We start from the raw sequence: 21,315 nt of genomic DNA, 5'->3' as shown, positions 1-21,315 counted from the left end.
TGATGCAGGTGAACGATTAGTCGAGAAACCTTCAGCATTGTGCCTAGCAAGCGCTTGGTCAAGCCTTCTTTGTATTTATGCCCGATTCTTTTGTCTCATGCCTGAGAGGCATGGCTTTTCGTGTGGACCTATACCAATCTGAGCCCCTGGCGATCATTCCAGGCGGCGGTAATGGCGGGGGCCATGACCTCGCGCAGGTGCTCGGGTAGAGCAGCCAGGGCGGTGTCGCGGTCATGAAAATCACGATTGCGCAGCCAGCAGTAAGCCCAGGCACAGGCTTCCGCGTCAGAGTCTGGCAGCGGTTTGGCGGGCATCTGCACCAGCAGAAACAAGGCGGTACGTACAGCCCAATGCGGCGGTTCCTCACCGTTGCCTCTGGCCCAGAGGCCCAAGGTGTTGCCATCGGGTGTTTCTCCCGGGTCACCCAGGCCAGCCACTCGAGCGGTTTCGGCCAGGATCAGGGCCAAGCGGTCAGCGTCGCCACGACCGTGAGTTAGCCACTGATGGATCAAGGCCGGCATTCCCTGGCAGACCTTGGCGTAGAAACCGTGATGCGGCATGGTGTGAGGCATAGGTGCTTCTTTTGTAGAAGTGAGTTTGTCAGGGAGACATCATGAAATTCGATTTTGCCACGCCTGTCGATCGTCGGCAGCCCCATCATCATATTGAATCATTGGATACGGAGGGGGGGCGACCACAGTGGCCCTCACAGAAGTGGCATTCCTACGCCGATGATATCCTGCCCTTGTGGGTGGCAGACATGGATTTTCGTTCTCCGCCTGCGGTAATCGAGGCAATCCAACAGCGAGTGGCTCATGGTGTCTTTGGCTACGGCCTGGTTCCAGAGTCGTTGAAACAGGCCCTATGTGACTGGAGCGCTAGCCATTATGGCTGGGAGATTCAGCAGGATTGGCAACATTGGCTTCCTGGCGTTGTCCCTGCGCTGCATCTGGCCAGCTTGGCCTTTACTGAGCCTGGTGATGGTGTGCTCACCGTGGCACCGATCTATCCACCTTTCCTGCAGGTTGCCAAGCATACCGGGCGTCAGCCGCAAACAGTAGACTTGCGGCCCCCTGGAGAGGGCGAAGGCTGGTCGCTGGATCTTGATGCGCTGGATGCGGCAATCACTGATGAGACGCGCCTGCTCCTGTGGTGCCATCCGCATAACCCCACGGGGCGACAGTGGACTCGTGAAGAGCTCTCCGGATTGGCTGCGCTTGTAGAGCGGCATGACCTGATTGTGGTGTCTGATGAGCTGCATTGCGACCTGTTGCTCGATGAAGGCGCACAGCACCGTGCTCTGGCGGAGGTTTTTCCTGGTCTTGCCGAACGTAGTGTGACGTTGTGGGCTCCGTCCAAGACGTTCAACTTGGCAGGATTGACGGCGGCATGTGCAGTGATTCCGAATGCATCCCTCAGAAAGCGTTTTCGTGACGTTGCCAAGGGGCTGATGCCGGATGCCAACGTATTGGGTCTAGTGGCAGCCGAAGCGGCATATCGCCATGGTGAACCGTGGCGTCAGGAGTTGCTGCAGGTACTGCGCGGGCATCGGCGGCTTCTTGAAGAGCGAGTAGCACGCTGGCCGGGTGTCGGCTTCAAAGCGCCCCAGTCCACCTATCTGGCCTGGCTGGATCTGCGCCAGTCAAGGATTGGCAGCGAGTCATCACCCGCCATTGCCCTCCTTGATCGAGCAGGCGTGGCGTTATCCGACGGGGCGGCTTTCGGTTATCCGGGGTTCGTGCGCTTGAATTTCGGGACTACGGCTGCGCAGTTGGAACAGGCATTGGAGCGAATGGATAACCTGTTGGCTTGATGCTGCACAAAAGGCCCGCGACGCAGGGCACCTTCATTGCTCTGTGTCACGGGCCCATTGCATCCGCTTCTGGTCACTCAGTAGAGAAGGGCGAACAGCTTGCGGCGATAGATCACTGTCAGAGGGTGGTCGGCGCCCAGGGCGTCGAAGACTCGCAGCAGAGTCTTCCTGGCCAGGTCATCGCCATAAGTACGATCGCTCTTCATTACTGCCAGCAATCCTTCCAGGCCTTCTTCATAATTGGCATCCGCTACCTGACGCAGGGCTCTCAAGTAGTTGGCCTCGCTATCCTCACGACCTTCCAGGGCGGCCAGTGCCTCAGCATCCGGAGCTTCCTCACCAAACTCTATGCTGGCACGTACGCCGCGTGCTGCTGGTGCGTCACGCTCTTCTGGCGGAAGTGCATCAAGCAGCTCACGGGCTTCATCGTTACGATTCTCTGCAACGCGCACTCTGGCCAGTTGGATCATGTAGCTGTACTGCTCAGGATTTTGCTGAATCAACTCGGCGTAGATCGCTCCTGCCGTGGCCGTATCTCCCACGGTGAGCGCCTGTTCGGCCTGTTCTTCCGGGCTGAGAGAGGCGTTTTCTGGAGCCTGGAAGTAACGACTCAGCCATTCACGTATCTCTTTTTCTGGCAGAGCTCCCTGGAACTGATCGACCAGTCCCCCCTGGCTGATGAGCTTGACATCGGGAACTGAGCGAACGCCCAGCTGAGCAGCAATCTCTTGATTATCATCGATATTCAGCTTGGCCAGCAGGAATGCGCCGGCATACTCACGCACCAGCTTCTCCAGTACAGGCATCAGATTCTTGCATGGCTCGCACCATGGTGCCCAACAGTCCAGGAGAACCGGTACACGCGTGGACAATTCCAACACTTGCTGGATATTGCTGCGATCGACTTCAAGAATCAGATCGCTGTCCTGTGGTGTGGATGCGTGAGCAGTGCCTGGCTCGGCAGTTGCACTGATGGTGTCGCCGGTGCGCGGGTCGACGATGGGCATGGCTAGACCTTGTTTAAGAAGAGTTTGAATACAACATGCGGGCGGAGGCAGCCAACTTCAAGATGCATGGTGTCATGCAGGATATCAGGTTGGCGTGAACGTCGTGCAGGCTCTTGCCTACCAGTACAACGAAAAAAAGCCAGATCCGTTTGGACCTGGCTTCTCTCTGAATATGGGTAGCGGGGACCGGGTTTGACCCGATGACCTTCCTGGGGTGATGAAGAGCTGAGCCCGACGAGCGGCTTGATGGCCCATTCCGCAGTAACGAAAAAGGCCAGATCCGTTTGGATCTGGCCTCTCTCTGAATATTGGTAGCGGGGACCGGATTTGAACCGATGACCTTCGGGTTATGAGCCCGACGAGCTACCAGGCTGCTCCACCCCGCATCAACGTGTGCACATTCTACGACTTTAGGCGGAAAAGTCAACACTGCAAAAAGATTGACTCGGATTGGTCGTCTTGATTTGCAGCAGTGGTCCATACTGCATGGTGAAGTTGTCGTTGAATTGTAAGCTCCGCCAGGCACCATTGAGCGTAGCGGCCAATGAGGGTCGTGGATGGTAAGCAGTAGGAGTGCTGACGCCATCGCCATTGAAAAGGACGATGGCGCAACAAGATCAATCAGGGAGGTCGAGATGACTCAGCAGAAAAATATCGCATGGGTCACCGGGGGAACCGGGGGGATCGGCAGTGCAATTTGTCGGTCCCTGGCAGACGCCGGGTATCAAGTAGTTGCTGGTTATAACAATCCAGAGAAGGCCAAGTCCTGGTTAGAGGCCCAGAGGGCAGATGGTTACGAGAATATCGACGTGGCTGGGGTGGACCTCACAAGCTTCGAGGCCTGCCAGGCAGGAGTAAGAGAGATCGAGGCCAAGTACGGTCCTGTTTCTGTACTGGTCAATTGTGCGGGCATCACACGCGATGGCACCATGAAGAAGATGACTCCCGAACAATGGGATGTCGTCATTGATACGAACCTCAACAGTGTCTTCAACACCTGCCGCAGTGTGATCGAGATGATGCTTGAGCAGAACTACGGCCGCATCATCAATATATCTTCCATCAACGGCCGCAAGGGGCAGTTTGGCCAAGTCAACTACTCCGCCGCCAAGGCGGGCATGCATGGCCTGACCATGGCTCTGGCTCAGGAGACGGCAACCAAGGGCATAACGGTCAACACGATATCGCCTGGATACATTGCCACCGACATGATCATGAAAATTCCCGAGAAAGTGCGGGAAGCTATCCGCGAAACCATCCCCATGAAGCGTTATGGCACACCTGAAGAAATTGCGCGTCTGGTGACCTTCCTCGCTGACAAGGACAATGGTTTCATCACTGGCGCCAACATCGACATCAATGGTGGCCAGTTCATGGGTTGACCAGATGGCTCGCCCCCTTCTTGAAGAAAGGGGCGAGCCATCATGGGATGTATCTCAACAGTGTGAGTCTGATGACTTCCCCCGGGAAACCTCGGGGGAAGGGTGTGCCGATTCAGGGGGGAGGCAAATGCGTCAGACTATCCAGCAGTCGGTCCAGTTCGCCGACCTCTCGTTGCCACAGGCCGGAAGAAACTGGGCCAGTAGCCAACAGTTCACAAAGTACTGAAGCGAGCTCATCCGCGCGTTCAGGGACTTGGCCAAGGTTGTCATTCAGGCGCTCGACCTGGATGGCCAGGCGCAGAGGCTCTTCCTGGTGGAGAACCGGTCCTCCTGCCAGCAGTGACAGATGTACCCGCAATCTTGTCAGACGTTCTGCAACATCACTTTCGGCAGGGGGGTGGTGACGAGCAACATTGCGTTGGTTGTGGGCGCGGAGCAAGGCATTGGAAAGGTCGAGGCCCTCGGGGACTTCCACATCCTCATGATGATGACCTGAAAGGGCAGCGTTATCCGCGTGTAGATGTGCGTTTATCAGCGGTGTGAGTTGGCGCCATCGATTGACTTTTTCGGCCACGCCAATACGCTCCAGACGCTCGCGCCGGGCGCGAACAATGCCAGTCCAGCGTTTTCGCATGCCTTCGGTACGTCGACCGGAAGGGAGGGGCTCCAGGGTCTGCGCTTCACTCAGCGCTTGATCCAGGAAGGACGCGTCCTGGCTATGCGTGGGTTGCCAGGCATCGAGGCGATCGATGAGCGCTTGCATCTGCTCGAGGCGCTCCTTGGTCTTCTGGGCTTTATCGTCACGCTTGGCATCCCGGTCAGCGAAAATCCTGTCACACAGGTGACGGAACTGGCGCCACAAGGCCTGTTCTTCTCCCTTGGGGGCGCGACCCAGTTCACGCCAACGTTGCTGCAAGGCCTTGGCACGGCTTGCGCGTTGCTCTGCGCTGAGCTCTGCCTGGCTGAGGGTTTGGATCTCTTCGATCAACGCGCGCTTGGCCTCGGCAATTTCATTGGCCCGCCGATCAATCAGCGCCTGGAGATGGTGGCGGATACGTCCGAAACGTCGACCGATGCTTTCAGCCTGATCGCGCGGCACTGGAGATGTCCGGTGCCAGCGATCACGTGCCTGGTCGCGAATCAGGCGCAGAGCATCCGGGTCCGCATGGGCGGCAGGTTGCTCAAGCAGAGCCTCGAGCTGTTCGCACAACGCCTCGCGCTCCTTTAGATTGCGCAAGCGTTCCTGTTGCTGATGCTCGTGCCATTCCTCGAGGGTTGCGCGGATATGGTCGGAAGCCGTGCGGAAGCGTTCGGAATGCTCCCGGCTGGCCGCGGCGTCGCCGAGAGCCTTCCACTCCTTGACCAGTTGGCGATGGCGGTGATCCCGGTCACGCTCTGAAAGTTGAGTGTTCTGCTTCAGCGCCTCGATGGCTTGGCATAGCTGCTCACGCTTGGGCTTGGCGACAAAGCCTCGCCAATCGCGTAACTCCGCGAGACGAGCGCCTAGGCGTTTGAGTCTTGCGTGCTGGGCCTCCGCGGATGCGGGTAGACGTTCAGACAAATGGCGCAGACGCTGATGAAGGCGGCTGGCGCCTTTGAAAGAACCGTCATCAAGCAGACTTTCCAGCCGAACAAGCTCGGTATCAAAGCGCTCGATACGTTGCTCGGTCTCACTATCGTCTTCCTTTTGGGCCAGGTCACGTTCCAGGTGCAAATAATGCACTGCGCGGGCAAGGCGCTTGTCCAACGGCAGGCCGGAAGGCCAGTCACAAGCGATGACCAGAGTGGTCAACTCGTCTTCATTGCCTTCCTGGATCGCGGCTTTCAAGGCATCGGCATGCTCGTAGAGACGCTGATAAGCCTGATGAATCTGATCATAGGTCTTGAGCGCTTTATCATAGCGCTGGCGCAGAGATTCATTGGCCAGATGCCGTTCGGAAAGGGATTGCCAGCGGCTTGCTGTAATCTGCTTTTGCGAACGCAGGCTAGCGAGGTCCTGGTCCGTAAGCGTCTCACCCTGATGCAGAGCCTGCAGGCTATCCTCCAGGGCCATCACCAGCGCTTCACGCTCCTGGTCAGCTTGTTCACGCTGTTGCTGGCTGGTCTGGAGAGCATGCTCTTGCGCCTCGTGGTCCTGGATCACTTTGCGACATCGCAGACAAGCATCCTGAAACCGACTTTCCTGAGATGCGTCTGGCAGGCTGGCAAGCTTGTTCCATTCCCGTTCCAGGTGGCGGAAGCGCCCAGCGTAAAGTGGTTCCCAGGTAGATTTGCTATGCTGCTCCAGGGTGTTGAGCAGCGACTCGCGTTGTTTCTTGGCGCGCTGGATGGCATCGGCATCAGCACGTAGACGGTTGAGCCTGTCACGGGCATCGCGCATGACATGGCGATCGCGGCGGGCCGAGTGAGCGAGCGTCTTGAGTCCTTCTTCCGATGTAATGCGCTTGGCGGCAGCATGACGTACGGCAGCGATACTGTTGTCGCAGGCCTGTCGAATCAAGAGGCTTTCCTCTTCGATATGCTGTAGTGCACTCAGGCGCAGTTGCTGGTTGTCACCTTGCAAAGCGACGACTTCAAGAAGCTCCGGGTCATCGATGGTTTCCACCATGTGTTGCCGGCGGGCAAGGTCAATATTTCCAATACGGCCACAGAGCAGGGCACACAGGTGCTGGTCCAGCTCTCTGGAGCCTTGCCCTTTGCTGCGCATGGTCAAGAGGTGTTCAGGATCCTCGATGCGCTGCAGGGCTGCGAGGCGTACATCCGGTTCAGGGTCCTGCGCGAGTTGCTCCAGTGCCTCTCGTTGAGAGCTGAAGGCCAGGCGAGCGGCGGCTTCGCGGCGAACGGCGGAATCGGAATGTTGCCAGCGAGGCGAAAAAAGACGGCGAAGGAGTCCTGGCATGAGGCGTCCTGGCGAAAAGGTGAAGAAGTACTTGAGGGTCTATAGTTCCTAGATGTCTATAGTACCCGGATGTCTATAGTCCTTGATGAGTTTATCTAATCATGCGCGCAGACAGCAGAAAAGTCCCGGTGCGTGCTGTTGTGGCTAAATAGAGACACTGACATTACGTTAATTGCAGCTTATGATCGGTGGAGGGGTATCACACTTGCTGAGAAGTATCATACCTGCATTGTGTGACGTGACCCGATCAATACCTGACGTGGAGTCCGGCAATGAGCCTCAAAGTGGACAGGGAGAGCATGGCGTTTACGTTCAAGGGCGGCATGCTGCCGATGACAGTGATGGAGCTTTCCAGTGCGGACCCGGAGCGTATCCGTGAGCAACTGGAAGGCAAGTTGTCTCAGTCGCCGGCCTTCTTCCAGCACACACCTGTGGTGCTGAGTGTCGAGAAGCTCGATGAGCCCCATCTGGCATTGGAAAGAATCTGTGCCGTGTGCCGTGCCCATAAACTGCTGCCGGTAGCGGTGCGTGGTGGTGCCGATCCGGTCCGGCAATCCGCCTGGGCGCTAGGCCTCGGTTGGTTTGCCCCCCAGGATAGCGGTCGCAGCCGCACACTGGAAAGCGTGCCTCCTACCGAGACAGCCAACGAAACGGCAGAAGAACCAATCGAGATCGTGGAGGCCGTGCCACAAAGTGGTGTCGGGCGTGTCTATCGCGGCACTGTGCGCTCTGGACAGCAGGTGACGGCACCGGATGGTGACCTGGTTGTAGTGGGGTCGGTCAATGCGGGGGCAGAGCTGTTGGCCGCTGGCAATGTGCATGTCTATGGGGCATTGCGAGGGCGAGCACTGGCAGGGATTCATGGAGATGCTCGTGTGGGCATCTTCTGTCGAGAACTCCATGCTGAGCTGCTCTCCGTGGCTGGAAACTACAAGCGGCTCGAAGACATTGACCCGCAGCTACTTGGCACTGCCGTGCAAGTCGTCCTTGATGACGATCAGCTAGGCATCAAGCCTCTGGCATAATGTTTGATTAGGACGTGCCGCCGCATCATTCGAATCGTGGTGGCAGGACCAACATATTACCAAGACAGGATGTGACACTTGGCCAAGATCATCGTTGTGACCTCCGGTAAAGGTGGGGTCGGTAAGACTACCAGTGCGGCAGCCATCGCCACTGGCCTGGCGCTGCGAGGCAACAAGACCGTGGTGATCGACTTTGACGTCGGCCTGCGGAATCTCGATTTGATCATGGGCTGTGAGCGCCGTGTGGTCTATGACCTGGTCAATGTGATCCAGGGAGAGGCCGGCCTCAGCCAGGCTCTGATCCGCGATAAGCGAGTCGACAACCTGCACATTCTTCCGGCATCCCAGACTCGGGACAAGGATGCGTTGACTCAGGATGGTGTGGAAAAGGTCCTTGAGACCCTGTCGAAGGATTTCGACTATATCCTGTGTGATTCGCCGGCTGGCATCGAGCGGGGCGCTCAGTTGGCCATGTACTTTGCTGATGAAGCGATCGTGGTAACCAACCCTGAAGTGTCGTCGGTTCGTGACTCCGACCGTATCCTCGGTCTGCTGTCTTCCAAGACCCGTCGTGCTGAAGAAGGCAAGGACCCCGTCAAGGAGCATCTGCTGATCACACGCTATAACCCGGGCCGAGTTGATCAGGGCGATATGCTCAATCTTGAAGATATCCGCGAAATACTGGCTATTGACCTGATCGGCCTGATCCCGGAGTCCGAGGCGGTACTGCGTGCATCCAACCAGGGGATCCCGGTGGCACATGATGGCAACAGTGATGCCGGCAAGGCATATCTGGATACTGTCGGTCGCCTGTTGGGCGAGGATGTGCCTCTGCGTTTCCACGAGTTCCAGAAGAAAAGCCTGCTGAGCCGCATGTTCGGAGGAGGCCGTCGGTGAAACTACTTGATTTCCTGAAGCGCGAGCGCAAGAAGTCCGCTTCCGTCGCCAAGGAGCGCTTGCAGATCATCGTCGCCCACCAACGTAGTCAGCGAGGTGGTCAGCCAGACTTCTTGCCGTTGCTTGAAAAGGAGTTGCTGGAAGTCATTCGCCGCTACGTCAGTGTCGACGACGATGCCATCAACATGTCCCTGGACAGTGAAGATAATTGCTCAGTACTTGAGTTGAACGTTACCCTGCCACGCAGCTGAGCTGCATGGTATGCCGTTGAATCTCATCGAGAGGCGGGGGTAATGGATGTCCAGTGCAGCCCGCGCCCCAAGGTCATGCCGGGGCGCGGTTCGTTGTATCTATCACCGGGTTGAGAAGAGCCGGATTGAGACGTCTTGCCTGGCTATTCTGGTGACTCACGAGTTCGGCCCAAGGCTGGGCTGTGCTAGGCTGTTCAGCGTTTTGCCTTCTGGTTTTGTCTTTTCAGCCGCGTGGAGACCTCTTGCCCATGGCGCAGCCGACCGCCGCTCCGCTGACTTTCTTGTGGCACGATTACGAGACTTTCGGGGCTGACCCTCGCCGCGATCGTCCTTCGCAGTTCGCTGCCATTCGCACTGATGCCGATTTCAATGAGATCGGTGAGCCTGTGGAATTGTTCTGCAAGCCCTCTGATGATGCCTTGCCACACCCTATGGCGTGCCTGATCACCGGTATCACACCTCAGCAGGCAAGGCGCAAGGGGGTGCCCGAGGCCGAATTTGCCGGTGCCATTGAAACCGAGATGAGCGTACCTGGTACTTGTGTACTGGGCTATAACAGCCTGCGCTTCGACGATGAAGTCAGCCGCCACCTGTTTTATCGAAACCTGATTGATCCTTATGCCAGGGAATGGCAGAACGGCAATTCTCGTTGGGACCTGATCGATATCGTGCGGGCATTCCATGCCTTACGCCCTGAAGGTATCGAATGGCCTCATCGGGAAGATGGGGCTCCCAGCTTTCGTCTCGAAGACCTGACGGCTGCCAATGGCATCGAGCATGCCGGGGCCCACGACGCTCTTGCCGATGTGCGGGCCACCATTGCTCTAGCGCGCCTGCTTCGCGAGCGGAATGTCAACCTGTTTGACTACTTGCTGTCTCTTCGCAACAAGCGCCAGGTGGCAAAGCGCCTGGGTGTTGTCTCACGCAAACCCGTCTTGCATATTTCGCGTCGCTATCCTGCCAGTCGTGCCTGTGGTGCCCTTGTGTTGCCGCTGACGGTACACCCGACCAACAGCAATGGCATCATCGTTTACGACCTGTCGCTCGACCCATCCGAAATGCTGCGCCTGTCGGCAGCAGAGATTCGCCAACGTGTGTTTGTCAGTAATGATGATCTTGCAGAGGGTGTCAGTCGTATTCCTCTCAAGGTCATTCATGTCAACAAGTGTCCTGTGGTCTTCCCGGCCAGTGCACTGAAGGATGTCTCTGGTCCTCACCAAGGTGAATATGGCGAGATTGTCGAGCGCCTAGGCCTGGATATGGCGCAGTGCCGAGAGCATTTTCGTCGTTTGGCAGGCGATCCGGATATCGCCGCAAAGGTGAGTGAGGTTTTCTCGGAAGGTCCGCCGGAGCCGCCGCGAGATCCCGATCTGATGCTTTATTCTGGAGGCTTTTTCTCGCCCAGTGATCGCCAGCAGATGCAGCAGGTGCGGAGCATGGATCCCTGGGATCTGGTGGATGCACGTTTTGCTTTCCAGGATCCGCGCCTGGAAGAGATGCTGTTTCGTTATCGTGCGCGTAGTTATCCAGATACCCTGACAGGGGAGGAGCAGCAGCGATGGGAAGCCTATCGCTGGGAGAAGATGAATGATCCGGCGCTTTCCAGCCTGACGCTCAAGGATTTCGCTCGTGAACTGGAGCGCCTGAACCAGACTTCCTTGACCGATCGCCAGCGTCAGATTCTTGAGGAACTGGTGATGTTCGTCGAGTCGATTATGCCGGCTCAGGCGTTTGGTTGATTGCGGCACTGTTCCGGCAGCTGTAGCGAAACGCCCGGCCATTGGCCGGGCGTTTCGCTACAAGAAGCGATGGCAAGAATCTATTGATGATTAGCGGGCTGAGCCTCCGCTGTTTTCTCATCATCCTTGGTGGGCATGCCATCGTCATCCTCCGGCAATACCGGGAGCTGGGCCTTGAGGTCTCGGGTATCGCTGGGCTTGGCGCCAGGATCAAAGGCGACATCGACAACATGCTGATCCAGGGTCGACCAGGTTGCTGTCAACTCGTCGGGAGTAACGTCGAGCACAGCCTTGGCCAGACGCTCGCGGCGATCGAAGGCCGTGTCGCCGAAGGAAAGTTCATTCCATAGGCGGTTGGCTCGCTCTCCCAGGCTAGTGTCGCGCTGGACGACGCTGTCATGCACTGCCTGACGATAAGTGGCCAACTCGTCATCCTTGAGTTCGCTCAGGTATTCCGGAACGCCTGACAGGAAGGCGGCGACATGCTTGGTCAGCTCTTCGCTACGGGTTGTCGGCGATTGCACCAGCAGGCTGATGCCTGGAGCTCTCAGCAAAGGAGAGTAACCCGCACTGACGACATAACCCAGCTGTTGTTCTGTGCGCAGACGCTGATAGAACGGTGTCTCCAGCAGCTTGCCCAATACGGCCACTCGAGCCTGGGTTTCGATGGACTGGTCCAGGCCCTGGAGGTAACGCAGTAACAGGGACTCCTCGCGACTGGAATCGGGGGTCAGCGTCGCGAGATTATCTGCCTGGAGCACTTCCAGATCAGGAATCTCGTCAGCTGCCAGTTGCGGAGAAAGGGCCGAGATGACTTGCTCGGCTTCCTTCTGGACCAGATCTGCATCCGCATTGCCTACAGCCAATGCTTGCAGGTGGAGGTTGGCAAGAAAGCTGTCTCGATACTTGCGCAGATCGTCGGCATCAATGCCTTCCAGGGCCTTGAGCTGTGCTCTGGGGGACCACTGAGGGCTCATCAGTGTCTCGGTCAGGATGCGTTGGCCCTGGTAATAGAGCGGGTCCTGAGGCGCATTGCGCCAGCCACGTGACAGGCCATAGCGGACTCGAGCAACGCTGTCATCGTCGATCTTGCCATGCTGGAGCTGTTCCAGCACCGCGTCGATGACCTTGTCCTGGCGGTCGCGCCAGCCATTGAACGACAAGGTCATACCGCGAGCGTGGGCATAAGCGTCATAGCCTTGGCCTGCTAGACGAGCCGCATACAAGTGCTCATTGAGGCTGTCATTGAGCCAGCCGGCCAGCAATTGAGTGAGCACTGCCTGTCGTGGCGTCTGACTGGCTTGTGGGTTCTGCAAACTGAAGCGCCAGGAGACTTCTGGAGTATCGAACTCATTATCGGCCTTGAACCAGACATCCGCCTGATCTGTGTCGACCAATACCTCTGGACGTTCCTGGTGGGCATCGAGAAGGCTCAGGTCCTGGGCGATGAAGGGGTTGGGTTCGGGCAAGGCCAGGCCATCCAGGGGATCTGCGGCCCTGATGCCCGGAGATACTTCCTTCCAGGGAACGTTGTAGTAGGTGGTGCGCTGCTCGCTTTCCACCTCCGGGCCGCTGTACAGGCGCAGCATGCGCTCTGGGCGAAGGTCGTCGAGCAGGTCTTCCACCTCGGACTTGTCGAGGCCATCCATGCGAAAGCCTGCACGGTTGACATCCTTGAGAGGATAAAGCGTCAGACTCATGGACAAGCGCGTGGCTTCATTCATGGCGCCGCCATGCTGCTGGAACTGGAAGGCTTGCTCGGACAGGCTGGCCTGCTCGTCATAGCGGGCTTCGCTAATGCCCTGATTGCGAATCAGGTCGACAGTGGCAAACAGGCTGGCCTGGATACTATCAATATGCTTGGCGCCTTCCGGCGTCAGGCTGACATCCACGGAAAACAGCGCATGCTGGCCATCTCCGTGGGCGACGCCTGCGGACAGAGCATCTGCCCAGCCTTCTTCACGCAGCCGACTGAGCAGGCTGCCAGGCCCTTCGTGACCTAGCAGATTGGCGATGTAGCTGGCAGGTTTGGTCCGATAGGTAAGAATCGAGTCTGGCACGGGGAACATGAAGCTCACCAGGCGACTATCGCGAAGTGACTTGAACTCTACTGCCAGTGGTAGATGGGACTCATCCACCAGTGGCTCGGTAATGACTTGCCGTTCCAGGTCGCGATTGGGGATGGCGCTGAAGTTGTCGTTGACCAGTTGAGTCAGCATGTCCATGGGCAATGGCGCCACAATGGCCAGGTGCATGACGCCAGCGCCATAGTGGTTCTGGTAGAAGTCGATGATGCGATCTCGCAGACTGGGTTCGCCCTTGGGACGATCAGCCAATGTCTCGGTGCTGCCTACTGAAAAGCCGACGGTAGGGTTGGCAGGGTTGAGCAGAGTGTCCAGGACTTCATTTCCGCGGCGCCCATCGTCGCGCAAGCGGGATTGATATTCGGAATGTACTACCTGGCGCTCATTACCCAGGCGATCAGCATTGAATAGAGGATCGATGAAAAAGTGGCTGAACCTTTCCAGAGCCCCGGAAAAGGCCTTGGGTTCTACTTCAAAGAAGTAGTTGGTGTCCTGCGAAGCAGTGAAAGCGTTGTGAGTGCCGCCATGCTGCGTGATATAGCTCTGGTAGGCATCACTGTCCGGGAATGCATCGGTGCCCAGAAACAGCATGTGCTCAAGCAGATGGGCCAGGCCCTGCAGGTCGTCCGGGTCCTGGGCACTGCCCACGGAAACGTTCATGGATGCGGCGGCCTTGTCCGCCTCTGGATCGCTGACCAGCAGGACCTCCAGACCATTATCCAGTGTTATGACACGATAGTCCCGGGTGTCATGAGGGCTGACGATGGGGTGGGCAACCTGGGCAATGGCCTCGCTGGCATCGTCAGGAGGAGAGGCCTCGGAAGCCGTGGCTGCCAGACTCAAGGATGACGCCAAGGGTGTCAATGTCATCAACAACGTAGTGGCGAGGACACAGATGCCTCGCCGGGGGGATATTGCGGCCATCAGCTCTCCTGTTCAGGTAACTGGCGCATCATTCTGCCAATGGGGTGCGCGCATGATGGGTCTTGTTCACGCGGATTGTTTACACGTCTAGATACCGGGAAGGCGCCCAACAGTTCCCCGGGCGCCGGATTAAGTAACCCTTCAAGCACCTTCTGGTTGCTGTCTGGTGTCAGCCATGTGGCGGCATCATCACTTGTGATAATGGCTGGCAGGCGCTCAGAAAGCGGTTCCAGAAAGGTTGGGGATGGCACCGTGATGAGGGCAAAGGAATCGTTGTAATGACAAAGCGTAGTGTGAAATCGGCACCAGATCGCGGCCAGCAGTAATGGCCCTCGGTCGGCACGGGTGATCAGGTACGGTTGCTTGTAGCCAGGCCCTGGTCGCCAGGCATACATGCCTGCCACCGGTATCAGGCAGCGTCGTGCCCGAAAGGCTTCCCGGAACATGGTGCGCTTGTCCAGGCTTTCAGCTCGTGCGCAATGAGGTGCGTGATCAAGCACCTTGAGCCATGGAGGTGTCAGGCCCCAGAAAAGCTGGGTAAGCGTCGGTCGCCTGGATTCCAGTCGAATGGCTGACAGTGCCTGGCGTGGTGCCATATTGACACCGGATATCGTCGCCACTGGCGCGATCACGTCCGGTAGTGCGCTTTCGATGCAGGAGTGTGGGATGTAGAGCCGTCCAGTCATGATTTCCCAGGTTGCCCGGAGGCGAATAAGAGCAGCATATGATGGAGTGCCAAGCCTTCGAAGGGAACCTTTGCACTAAGCGCTGTACTGAATGAGTAACAGTGGATGCAAGTTACGACATTGGAACGGCTGAATGAATAAGCTGTCGAAAACACTGTTCGATTAAGTTATCCTCAGGATAACATGACAAAATGACTGCCGCCTGAACAGATGGCAGCATGTGTGAGGAATCCCATGGCCCGTCCCAGACAGCATGCTCCAGAAGAGCTTCACGCTCAGGTGATGGCCGCCTGCGATGCATGGCTGGCCGAACAGCCAGTGCATGAACTTTCACTGCGCTCCCTGGCCCGAGATGTGGGCTGTGCTCCGAGTACTTTGCTCAAGCTGTACGGTAGCTTCCATAACCTGTTGCAGCATGTCAATCTGGAAAGCCTGGGGCGTCTGCGCTGTGTCATCGAGCCCTTGCTGGCCGATACGACGCCACCGGCCGAGCGCCTCAAGGCCCTGGCCTTGGGCTACTGGACCTTTGCACGCCAGGATGCCCATCGATGGCAGTTGCTGTTTGATTATCCGCTGGCGCAGGAAGGTGAGCTGGACCAACGTCAGAGTGACATGATCGAGGCCTTGTTTTCCAGAGTGGAAGAGGCGCTCAAGGAGTATGAGCCTAACCTCGATGATCTTGAGGCCCGTCGCCTGGCTCGTACGCTGTGGGGTAGTGTTCACGGCCTGGTCCAACTGGGGCTGAATGATCGCCTCGGCTATTGGCAAGGGGGAGCCTTTGCCGTTGAAGAACTGCTGGACCAATTATTGGATACCACCTTGGCGGGCTTGGCCCATAAATTCAGTACTCCGTGATATCGATTTTTCTCTGGGCTCTCGTCGTCCTCGCTTTTACGGCCTACATCTGGCACTGCTCCCGTCACCCGGCGGTGCATCTGCGTTGCATGGTGTTTGGTCTCATTCATATACTCTATCGCCTGCGTTTTCGGGGGCGCTCTCATATCCCGCGCTATGGTGCGGCATTGGTCGTGTGCAACCACGTCAGCTTTGTTGATGCCTTGGTGATAGGCGGTGGTTGTCCCAGGCCGGTGCGCTTCATGATGGACAAGCCGATCTACGAGTCGAAGTATCTCAATTGGCTATTTCGCATGGTCGGGGCGATTCCGGTGGAATCCGACAGGCGGGACCCAGGCAATGTGCGTCGCGCCCTGGATGAAGTTAGTAGGGCGTTACGCCATGGTGACATCGTCATGCTGTTTCCAGAAGGGCGCCTGACCACATCGGGTGAAATAAACACGTTTCGTCGTGGTCTGGATCTGATCCTGACACGGGACCCTGTGCCTGTGATTCCTGCTGCCATGTCCGGTTTATGGGGCTCCTGGACATCCCATCGTCATGGCCGAGCCTTATCTCAGTGGCCCAGGCGCTTCCGTGCCCGGGTTGCTCTGTACTTTGGCGAGCCAGTTGCGCCAGAGCTGGCTACTCGGCAGTTGCTGGAGAGGAGGGTTCGGGAACTGAAGACTGAAGCTGACCAATGGGCCGGCAACCGGTGAGGGCATGCCAGTGCAATGCCCTTGTGCAGGTTTCAAATGCAGGCGCCGGAAGTCAGGTGGGATCTCGCTCTTGAAGCGCCTTTCGCTTACTGCTCGTTGATGTCGTCAACCGGTCGCCTGGCGGCGGCTGGCCAGCAACATATTGAAGTGATCAGGTTGTCGCGAATTTCCAGAATCTCCATACGAATGTTGCCGATCTGAAGGCAGGTCGGGCCGTTGGGGAAAGACTCCAGATGTTCCAGGATGAGGCCATTGATGGTCTTGGGGCCATCCGTGGGTAACTGCCAGCCCAAGGCCTTGTTGATATCGCGGATGTTGGCGGTGCCCTCGATCACGTGACTGCCATCGGGGCGTGGTTGCATGCCGATGTCCATGGCTGCAACATCGGTGGTGAACTCGCCTACGATCTCTTCAAGAATGTCTTCCAAGGTCACCAGACCTTCCACATCCCCGTATTCGTCGACCACAATGCCAATACGCCGTTTCTGCGTCTGGAAGTTGAGCAGTTGGGTGTGCAATGGAGTGGATTCGGGGATGAAATAGGGCTCGCGAGCTTCCTGGACAATGGCTGCCTTGGTCACCTCCGGAAGAGACAGGAAGCGCGCAGCATTGCGCAGATGGAGCATGCCAATGATATTGTTGATGTCGCCCTTGTAGATAGGTAGGCGAGTGTGCTGGCTGGTGCGGATCTGGGTCAGAATGTCGTCCAGCTCGTCATCCAGATCGATGCCCACGACCTCGTGGCGCGGCACCATGATGTCATTCACAGTGACATTTTCCAGGTCGAGTATGGACAGCAGCATCCCCTGGTGGCGGCGGGGAATCATGGTGCCCGCTTCATGCACGACGGTACGCAGTTCATCTCGAGTCAGGTTGTCGGCCCCTCCCTCGATGCTCTTGATACCAAGCAGGCGTAATAATCCATTGGAAATGGTGTTGACCACCCAAACCAGCGGATAGAGCAACTTGAGCAAGGGTTCAAGGATCATGGAGGCCGGGTAGGCAATACGCTCAGGCTTTACCGCAGCAAAGGTCTTGGGGGTTACCTCTGCGAATATCAGTACCACAATGGTAAGAGTGGCGGTGGAGATGGCGGGTCCGCTGACGTCGCCAAAGAAGTGAATGGCGATGATGGTGGCGATGGAAGCTGCCAGGTTGTTGACGAAGTTGTTGCCAATCAGGATGACGCCGATCAAGCGGTCCGGGCGGGTCAACAGGCGCATGACGCGCTTGGCGCTGCTCTGTCCTCTGCCAGCATGATGACTCAGTCGATAACGATTGATCGACATCATGCCGGTCTCGGAACTGGAAAAGAAGGCGGAAAGTGCAATCAGCACGAAGAGCAGGCCAAACAGCAATCCCAGGGGGAAGTCGTCGTTCAAGACGTCGGGTCCTTGGTCACGGGTGAGGTTCGATTTGTAGGGGGGCGATGGCAGCCTGTCAAGGCAACACCATGCTCAGCCTATGCTTTAGGGCCAGGAGTCAGTTGGTCGTCAGCAACACTTCAAGCACGAATTTGCTGCCGAAATAGGCCAGTAACAGGGCGATATAACCGCCCAGTGTCCAGTGTACGGCACGCATGCCTCGCCAGCCCAGGCGATGGTGACAGATCAGCAAAGTGGCGAATACCAACCACGCAAGCAACGACAGTACAGTTTTGTGTACCAAGTGTTGGGCAAACATGTCGTCAAGGAAGATGATGCCGCTACCAATCGCAAGTGTCAGCAGACCCATGCCGACCCAGATCATCTCGAACAAGACTCTTTCCATGGTTGTCAGCGGAGGCAGTGCTTGAACCACACCACGGATTCTATGATGCTTGAGTGCCTTGTTCTGGATGCCGACGAGGACTGCCTGAAGGGCTGCAATGGCTAGAACAGCAAAGGCGAGGGCGGAGCTGGCTGCGTGCAAGGCAATGCCTGGCGTCATGCCGTTCGTGCTGGCCGGTGTCGGCATTTCGGTGCCCAGCAGCAGCACCAGGCCAGAGAATGGGAAAAGAGCGGCGGCAATATTCAGTACGGGTTTGAACATGCTGGTGATCAACAGCAACAGCCCTGCGAGGCCGGTTATCAATACTGCGCTGGTCGAGAAGCCAGGCAGCAATGAGCCATCTGCTATTAGCAGTCCAATGGACACTGTCAGGTGCAGCGCCACAGCCAGGCTGCCGAGGCCGCGCACCAGAAGGCTTCGCGGTGGTACGCGACGCAATAGGGTGAGAGCCTGCCATGAGGCAGCGGCCAGGTAAAAGACGAAGGCCATCAAGGCCAATGGAAACGCCTGCATGCTTGCTGTCCGTGCGCCTTGTTGAAATCGAGGAGTGCCCTGCGAAGGCCTACTATAACGTATCTCATTCTCGCTGACAGCCAACGCATGGAGCCCAGGACCGAGTAGGCGTATAATTCATCCCCAAATGCTCAGGCTGCGTGATCACGCACCGTTGGAGAAGTTCATGTTTCAGAATCTCAGCGAGCGTCTATCTCAGACGCTGAAGTCCATCAAGGGCCAGGCGCGCCTGACCGAGGACAATATCAAGGATACCTTGCGTGAGGTGCGTAAGGCGTTGCTTGAGGCAGACGTGTCTCTGCCAGTGGTCAAGGTCTTCATTGAACGGGTGCGTGAACGTGCTGTGGGCCAGGAAGTATCGCGCAGCCTGTCCCCAGGTCAGCAGTTCGTCAAGATCGTTCAGCAGGAGCTGGAAGCGACCATGGGTGAGGCCAATGAAGGCCTGAGCCTCAAGGGCGCTCCTGCCGTCGTGCTGATGGCGGGTTTGCAGGGGGCGGGTAAGACCACTTCCGTGGCCAAGCTGGCACGTTTTCTGCGCGAGCGCGAAAAGAAGAAAGTCCTAGTGGTTTCTGCCGATGTCTACCGTCCGGCAGCCATCGATCAGCTTGAAACTCTGGCCAAGGAAGTCGAAGTCGACTTCTTCCCGTCGAGCTCTGACCAGAAGCCGGTGGATATTGCCGAGTCAGCCATCAAGCATGCCAAGATCCAGTTCCATGATGTGGTTATCGTCGATACCGCCGGTCGTCTGGCCATCGATGAGGCCATGATGGAAGAGATCAAGGCATTGCATCAGGCTATCGATCCGGCCGAGACTCTGTTCGTGGTCGATGCCATGACCGGTCAGGATGCTGCCAATACGGCACGGGCCTTTGCCGATGCCTTGCCGCTGACAGGTGTGGTGCTGACCAAGGCGGATGGTGATGCTCGTGGCGGTGCAGCCTTGTCGGTGCGCCATGTTACCGGACGTCCGATCAAGTTCATGGGTGTCGGCGAAAAGGTCGATGCACTTGAGCCGTTCCACCCCGATCGTGTGGCCTCGCGTATTCTGGGCATGGGCGATGTGCTCTCCCTGATCGAGGAAGCCGAGCGCACCGTCGACAAGCAAAAAGCCCAGAAGCTGGCGCAGAAGGTCAAGAAAGGACAAGGCTTTGACCTTGAGGACTTCCGTGAACAGCTCCAGCAACTCAAGAAAATGGGAGGCATGGGGGGGCTGCTTGGCAAGTTGCCGGGCATGGGGCAGATGGCTGAACTGGCTCAGGGGCCGGGTCCCGAGAAGGAGCTGGGCAAGCTTGAAGCATTGATCAATTCCATGACGCCTGCTGAACGCCACCAACCGGACATCATCAATGGTTCACGCAAGCGCCGTATCGCGGCGGGTGCAGGCCTGCAGGTGCCGGACCTCAATCGTCTGCTCAAGCAGCACAAGCAGATGCAGAAAATGATGAAGAAGGCAGGCAAGAAAGGCGGCATGCAGAAGATGATGCGTGGCATGTCTGGCATGATGGGCCCCGGCGGTGGCATGGGCGGGCCTGGGGGGATGCCCTGGCGCTGAGCCGAGGGTAAGTCCTTGAGATGCGCTGTATCCTGATCACCAAGGGCGGCGGTGGAGGGGGCCTTTATTGTCCGTGTCTTGCACGGATGGGCGGAAAAAGGTTCCCATGATGGCTGCTTTTCCGTAAAATACCGCCTCTTCACTGGAAGGACCGTGTTTTTCGCGGCCCTTGTCGTGTCGTGAGCGCACACTGATGCTGATGTTTTCGTCATCATATGCGCTGTTATCAATCGTAGTTCAACCGAAGGACAGTCAACGTATGGTTACCATTCGTCTGGCACGTGGTGGCGCCAAGAAGCGTCCCTTCTACCACCTGACCGTGACCGACTCCCGCAACTCCCGTGACGGCCGTTTCATCGAGCGTCTGGGTTTCTTCAATCCTGTTGCCCGTGGTCAGGAAGAGCGTCTGCGCGTCGACCTGGATCGCGTTGCTCATTGGCAGTCCCAGGGCGCCCAGCTGTCTGGTCGCGTCGCTGAGCTGGTCAAGGAAGCACGCAAGCAGGCCTGAGTTCATCCAGGTCGAGGTGACACACAGCGAAGCCTGTTGAATGTCACCAGGCAGTAAGGTAACTGGAAATAGGCTGACGGTATGCGTTGCCAGTGTTTCCAGAAGGTGTGAATCAGTTTGTCGTCAGCAGGAGTCATGGAGTCGCCAATGAGCCAAAGCGCTGTGCGCCAATCGGCCGACGACTACGTCGTGTTAGGCAAGCTGACCAGTCCTTATGGCATCAAGGGCTGGATGAAGGTGTATTCGTATACCTCCCCCATGGAAGGCATTCTCGATTATGCCGAGTGGGTGCTCCGCCGTGATGGAGAGGTTTCACACCATCGTCTCAAGCAGGGCCGTCGCCAAGGGCGAGGTCTGGTGGCTTGTCTTCAGGGCATCGATGATCGTAGTCAGGCCGAAGCCATGGCCGGTGCGGAAATTCTGTTGCCCAAGGAGGCATTGCCTCAGCTCGACAGTGGCGAGTACTACTGGCATCAGTTGGAAGGCCTCAAGGTCATCACGCTGGAAGGTATGTGCCTCGGGCATTTGGCCTACCTGTTCGAGACCGGTGCCAATGATGTCATGGTCGTCAAGGGCGAGGGTGCCCCGGATGATCGTGAGCGTCTGCTTCCCTTCTTGCCCGACGATGTGGTCAAGCATGTCGATCTGGACGCGGGGGAGATGCTGGTCGACTGGGATCCAGATTTTTGATGCTGGGTCATCGGTAGTACCG

General features: G+C 57.5%; 18 protein-coding genes and 1 tRNA gene. 11 read left to right on the top strand and 8 right to left on the bottom strand.

The window, feature by feature from the left end; translation table 11 throughout:
* Window positions 1-128: 128 nt before the first annotated feature.
* Entirely contained in the window at window positions 129-560 is a 432-nt protein-coding gene (locus Q1K07_RS12775) for a hypothetical protein (protein WP_300311395.1), read from the bottom strand.
* 53 nt (window positions 561-613) lie between these two features.
* On the opposite strand from Q1K07_RS12775, the gene Q1K07_RS12770 reads away from it, so the two are divergent.
* Window positions 614-1,813, top strand: a complete 1,200-nt coding sequence (locus Q1K07_RS12770; RefSeq protein ID WP_300311363.1) for a MalY/PatB family protein — start codon at window positions 614-616, stop codon at window positions 1,811-1,813.
* Between the two features lie 77 nt (window positions 1,814-1,890).
* Here the strand turns inward: Q1K07_RS12770 and Q1K07_RS12765 are convergent, their stop codons facing one another.
* Together Q1K07_RS12765 and Q1K07_RS12760 are read right to left on the bottom strand one after the other, a co-directional pair.
* Window positions 1,891-2,820, bottom strand: a complete 930-nt coding sequence (locus tag Q1K07_RS12765; RefSeq protein ID WP_300311361.1) for a tetratricopeptide repeat protein — start codon at window positions 2,818-2,820, stop codon at window positions 1,891-1,893.
* Window positions 2,821-3,129: 309 nt separating this feature from the next.
* Window positions 3,130-3,206, bottom strand: a tRNA-Met gene (locus tag Q1K07_RS12760).
* Window positions 3,207-3,455: 249 nt separating this feature from the next.
* On the opposite strand from Q1K07_RS12760, the gene phbB reads away from it, so the two are divergent.
* Window positions 3,456-4,202, top strand: a complete 747-nt coding sequence (gene phbB / locus Q1K07_RS12755) for an acetoacetyl-CoA reductase (protein WP_300311359.1) — start codon at window positions 3,456-3,458, stop codon at window positions 4,200-4,202.
* Window positions 4,203-4,314: 112 nt separating this feature from the next.
* Here the strand turns inward: phbB and Q1K07_RS12750 are convergent, their stop codons facing one another.
* A complete protein-coding gene (locus tag Q1K07_RS12750; RefSeq protein ID WP_300311357.1) occupies window positions 4,315-7,101 on the bottom strand; it encodes a DUF349 domain-containing protein in 2,787 nt (928 codons plus the stop codon).
* Window positions 7,102-7,373: 272 nt separating this feature from the next.
* Here Q1K07_RS12750 and minC point away from each other — a divergent pair, with 272 nt between their 5' ends.
* From minC to sbcB, 4 genes are all read left to right on the top strand, one after another.
* Window positions 7,374-8,126 (top strand): septum site-determining protein MinC, encoded by a 753-nt coding sequence (minC, locus tag Q1K07_RS12745; RefSeq protein ID WP_300311355.1) that lies wholly within the window; start codon window positions 7,374-7,376, stop codon window positions 8,124-8,126.
* Window positions 8,127-8,204: 78 nt separating this feature from the next.
* Window positions 8,205-9,023, top strand: coding sequence for a septum site-determining protein MinD (minD, locus tag Q1K07_RS12740; protein WP_300311353.1), 819 nt, complete (start codon window positions 8,205-8,207; stop codon window positions 9,021-9,023).
* Window positions 9,020-9,274 carry a cell division topological specificity factor MinE gene (gene minE, locus Q1K07_RS12735; protein WP_149286457.1) on the top strand — a complete coding sequence of 85 codons (255 nt, stop codon included), beginning with the start codon at window positions 9,020-9,022 and terminating at the stop codon, window positions 9,272-9,274. Before minD ends, minE begins: the two co-directional genes overlap by 4 nt.
* A gap of 248 nt (window positions 9,275-9,522) precedes the next feature.
* Window positions 9,523-11,013: an exodeoxyribonuclease I gene (gene sbcB, locus Q1K07_RS12730; RefSeq protein ID WP_300311350.1), complete on the top strand. Its 1,491-nt coding sequence runs from the start codon at window positions 9,523-9,525 to the stop codon at window positions 11,011-11,013.
* An 80-nt stretch (window positions 11,014-11,093) separates the two neighbouring features.
* Here the strand turns inward: sbcB and Q1K07_RS12725 are convergent, their stop codons facing one another.
* The gene (locus tag Q1K07_RS12725) at window positions 11,094-14,021 is read right to left on the bottom strand and encodes an insulinase family protein (RefSeq protein ID WP_300311348.1); all 2,928 of its coding nucleotides are present in this window, start codon (window positions 14,019-14,021) and stop codon (window positions 11,094-11,096) included.
* Window positions 14,021-14,707 carry an SOS response-associated peptidase gene (locus Q1K07_RS12720; RefSeq protein WP_300311346.1) on the bottom strand — a complete coding sequence of 229 codons (687 nt, stop codon included), beginning with the start codon at window positions 14,705-14,707 and terminating at the stop codon, window positions 14,021-14,023. The genes Q1K07_RS12725 and Q1K07_RS12720 overlap by 1 nt, the downstream gene beginning before the upstream one ends.
* Window positions 14,708-14,941: 234 nt before the next feature.
* Between Q1K07_RS12720 and Q1K07_RS12715 the strand changes: the two genes are divergently transcribed.
* Window positions 14,942-15,562, top strand: coding sequence for a TetR-like C-terminal domain-containing protein (locus Q1K07_RS12715; protein ID WP_300311344.1), 621 nt, complete (start codon window positions 14,942-14,944; stop codon window positions 15,560-15,562).
* Window positions 15,563-15,651: 89 nt separating this feature from the next.
* Window positions 15,652-16,260, top strand: a complete 609-nt coding sequence (locus Q1K07_RS12710) for a 1-acyl-sn-glycerol-3-phosphate acyltransferase (protein ID WP_300311342.1) — start codon at window positions 15,652-15,654, stop codon at window positions 16,258-16,260.
* 86 nt (window positions 16,261-16,346) lie between these two features.
* On the opposite strand, the gene Q1K07_RS12705 is transcribed toward Q1K07_RS12710, so the two are convergent.
* Window positions 16,347-17,642: an HlyC/CorC family transporter gene (locus Q1K07_RS12705; protein WP_300311340.1), complete on the bottom strand. Its 1,296-nt coding sequence runs from the start codon at window positions 17,640-17,642 to the stop codon at window positions 16,347-16,349.
* Window positions 17,643-17,742: 100 nt separating this feature from the next.
* On the bottom strand, window positions 17,743-18,543 hold the full coding sequence (gene ccsA, locus Q1K07_RS12700; RefSeq protein WP_300311338.1) for a cytochrome c biogenesis protein CcsA: 801 nt from the start codon (window positions 18,541-18,543) through the stop codon (window positions 17,743-17,745).
* A 166-nt stretch (window positions 18,544-18,709) separates the two neighbouring features.
* On the opposite strand from ccsA, the gene ffh reads away from it, so the two are divergent.
* From ffh to rimM, 3 genes are all read left to right on the top strand, one after another.
* The gene (gene ffh / locus Q1K07_RS12695) at window positions 18,710-20,095 is read left to right on the top strand and encodes a signal recognition particle protein (RefSeq protein ID WP_300311336.1); all 1,386 of its coding nucleotides are present in this window, start codon (window positions 18,710-18,712) and stop codon (window positions 20,093-20,095) included.
* A 259-nt stretch (window positions 20,096-20,354) separates the two neighbouring features.
* Window positions 20,355-20,603 carry a 30S ribosomal protein S16 gene (gene rpsP, locus Q1K07_RS12690; protein ID WP_300311334.1) on the top strand — a complete coding sequence of 83 codons (249 nt, stop codon included), beginning with the start codon at window positions 20,355-20,357 and terminating at the stop codon, window positions 20,601-20,603.
* Between the two features lie 147 nt (window positions 20,604-20,750).
* Window positions 20,751-21,293, top strand: a complete 543-nt coding sequence (rimM, locus tag Q1K07_RS12685; protein ID WP_300311332.1) for a ribosome maturation factor RimM — start codon at window positions 20,751-20,753, stop codon at window positions 21,291-21,293.
* Window positions 21,294-21,315: the final 22 nt, after the last annotated feature.

The sequence above is a fragment of the Halomonas sp. genome (genome assembly GCF_029263665.1).
GTDB lineage: Bacteria > Pseudomonadota > Gammaproteobacteria > Pseudomonadales > Halomonadaceae > Halomonas.
Note: the sequence above shows the minus strand (reverse complement) of the source record. Positions and strands in the feature narration are given on the sequence as shown.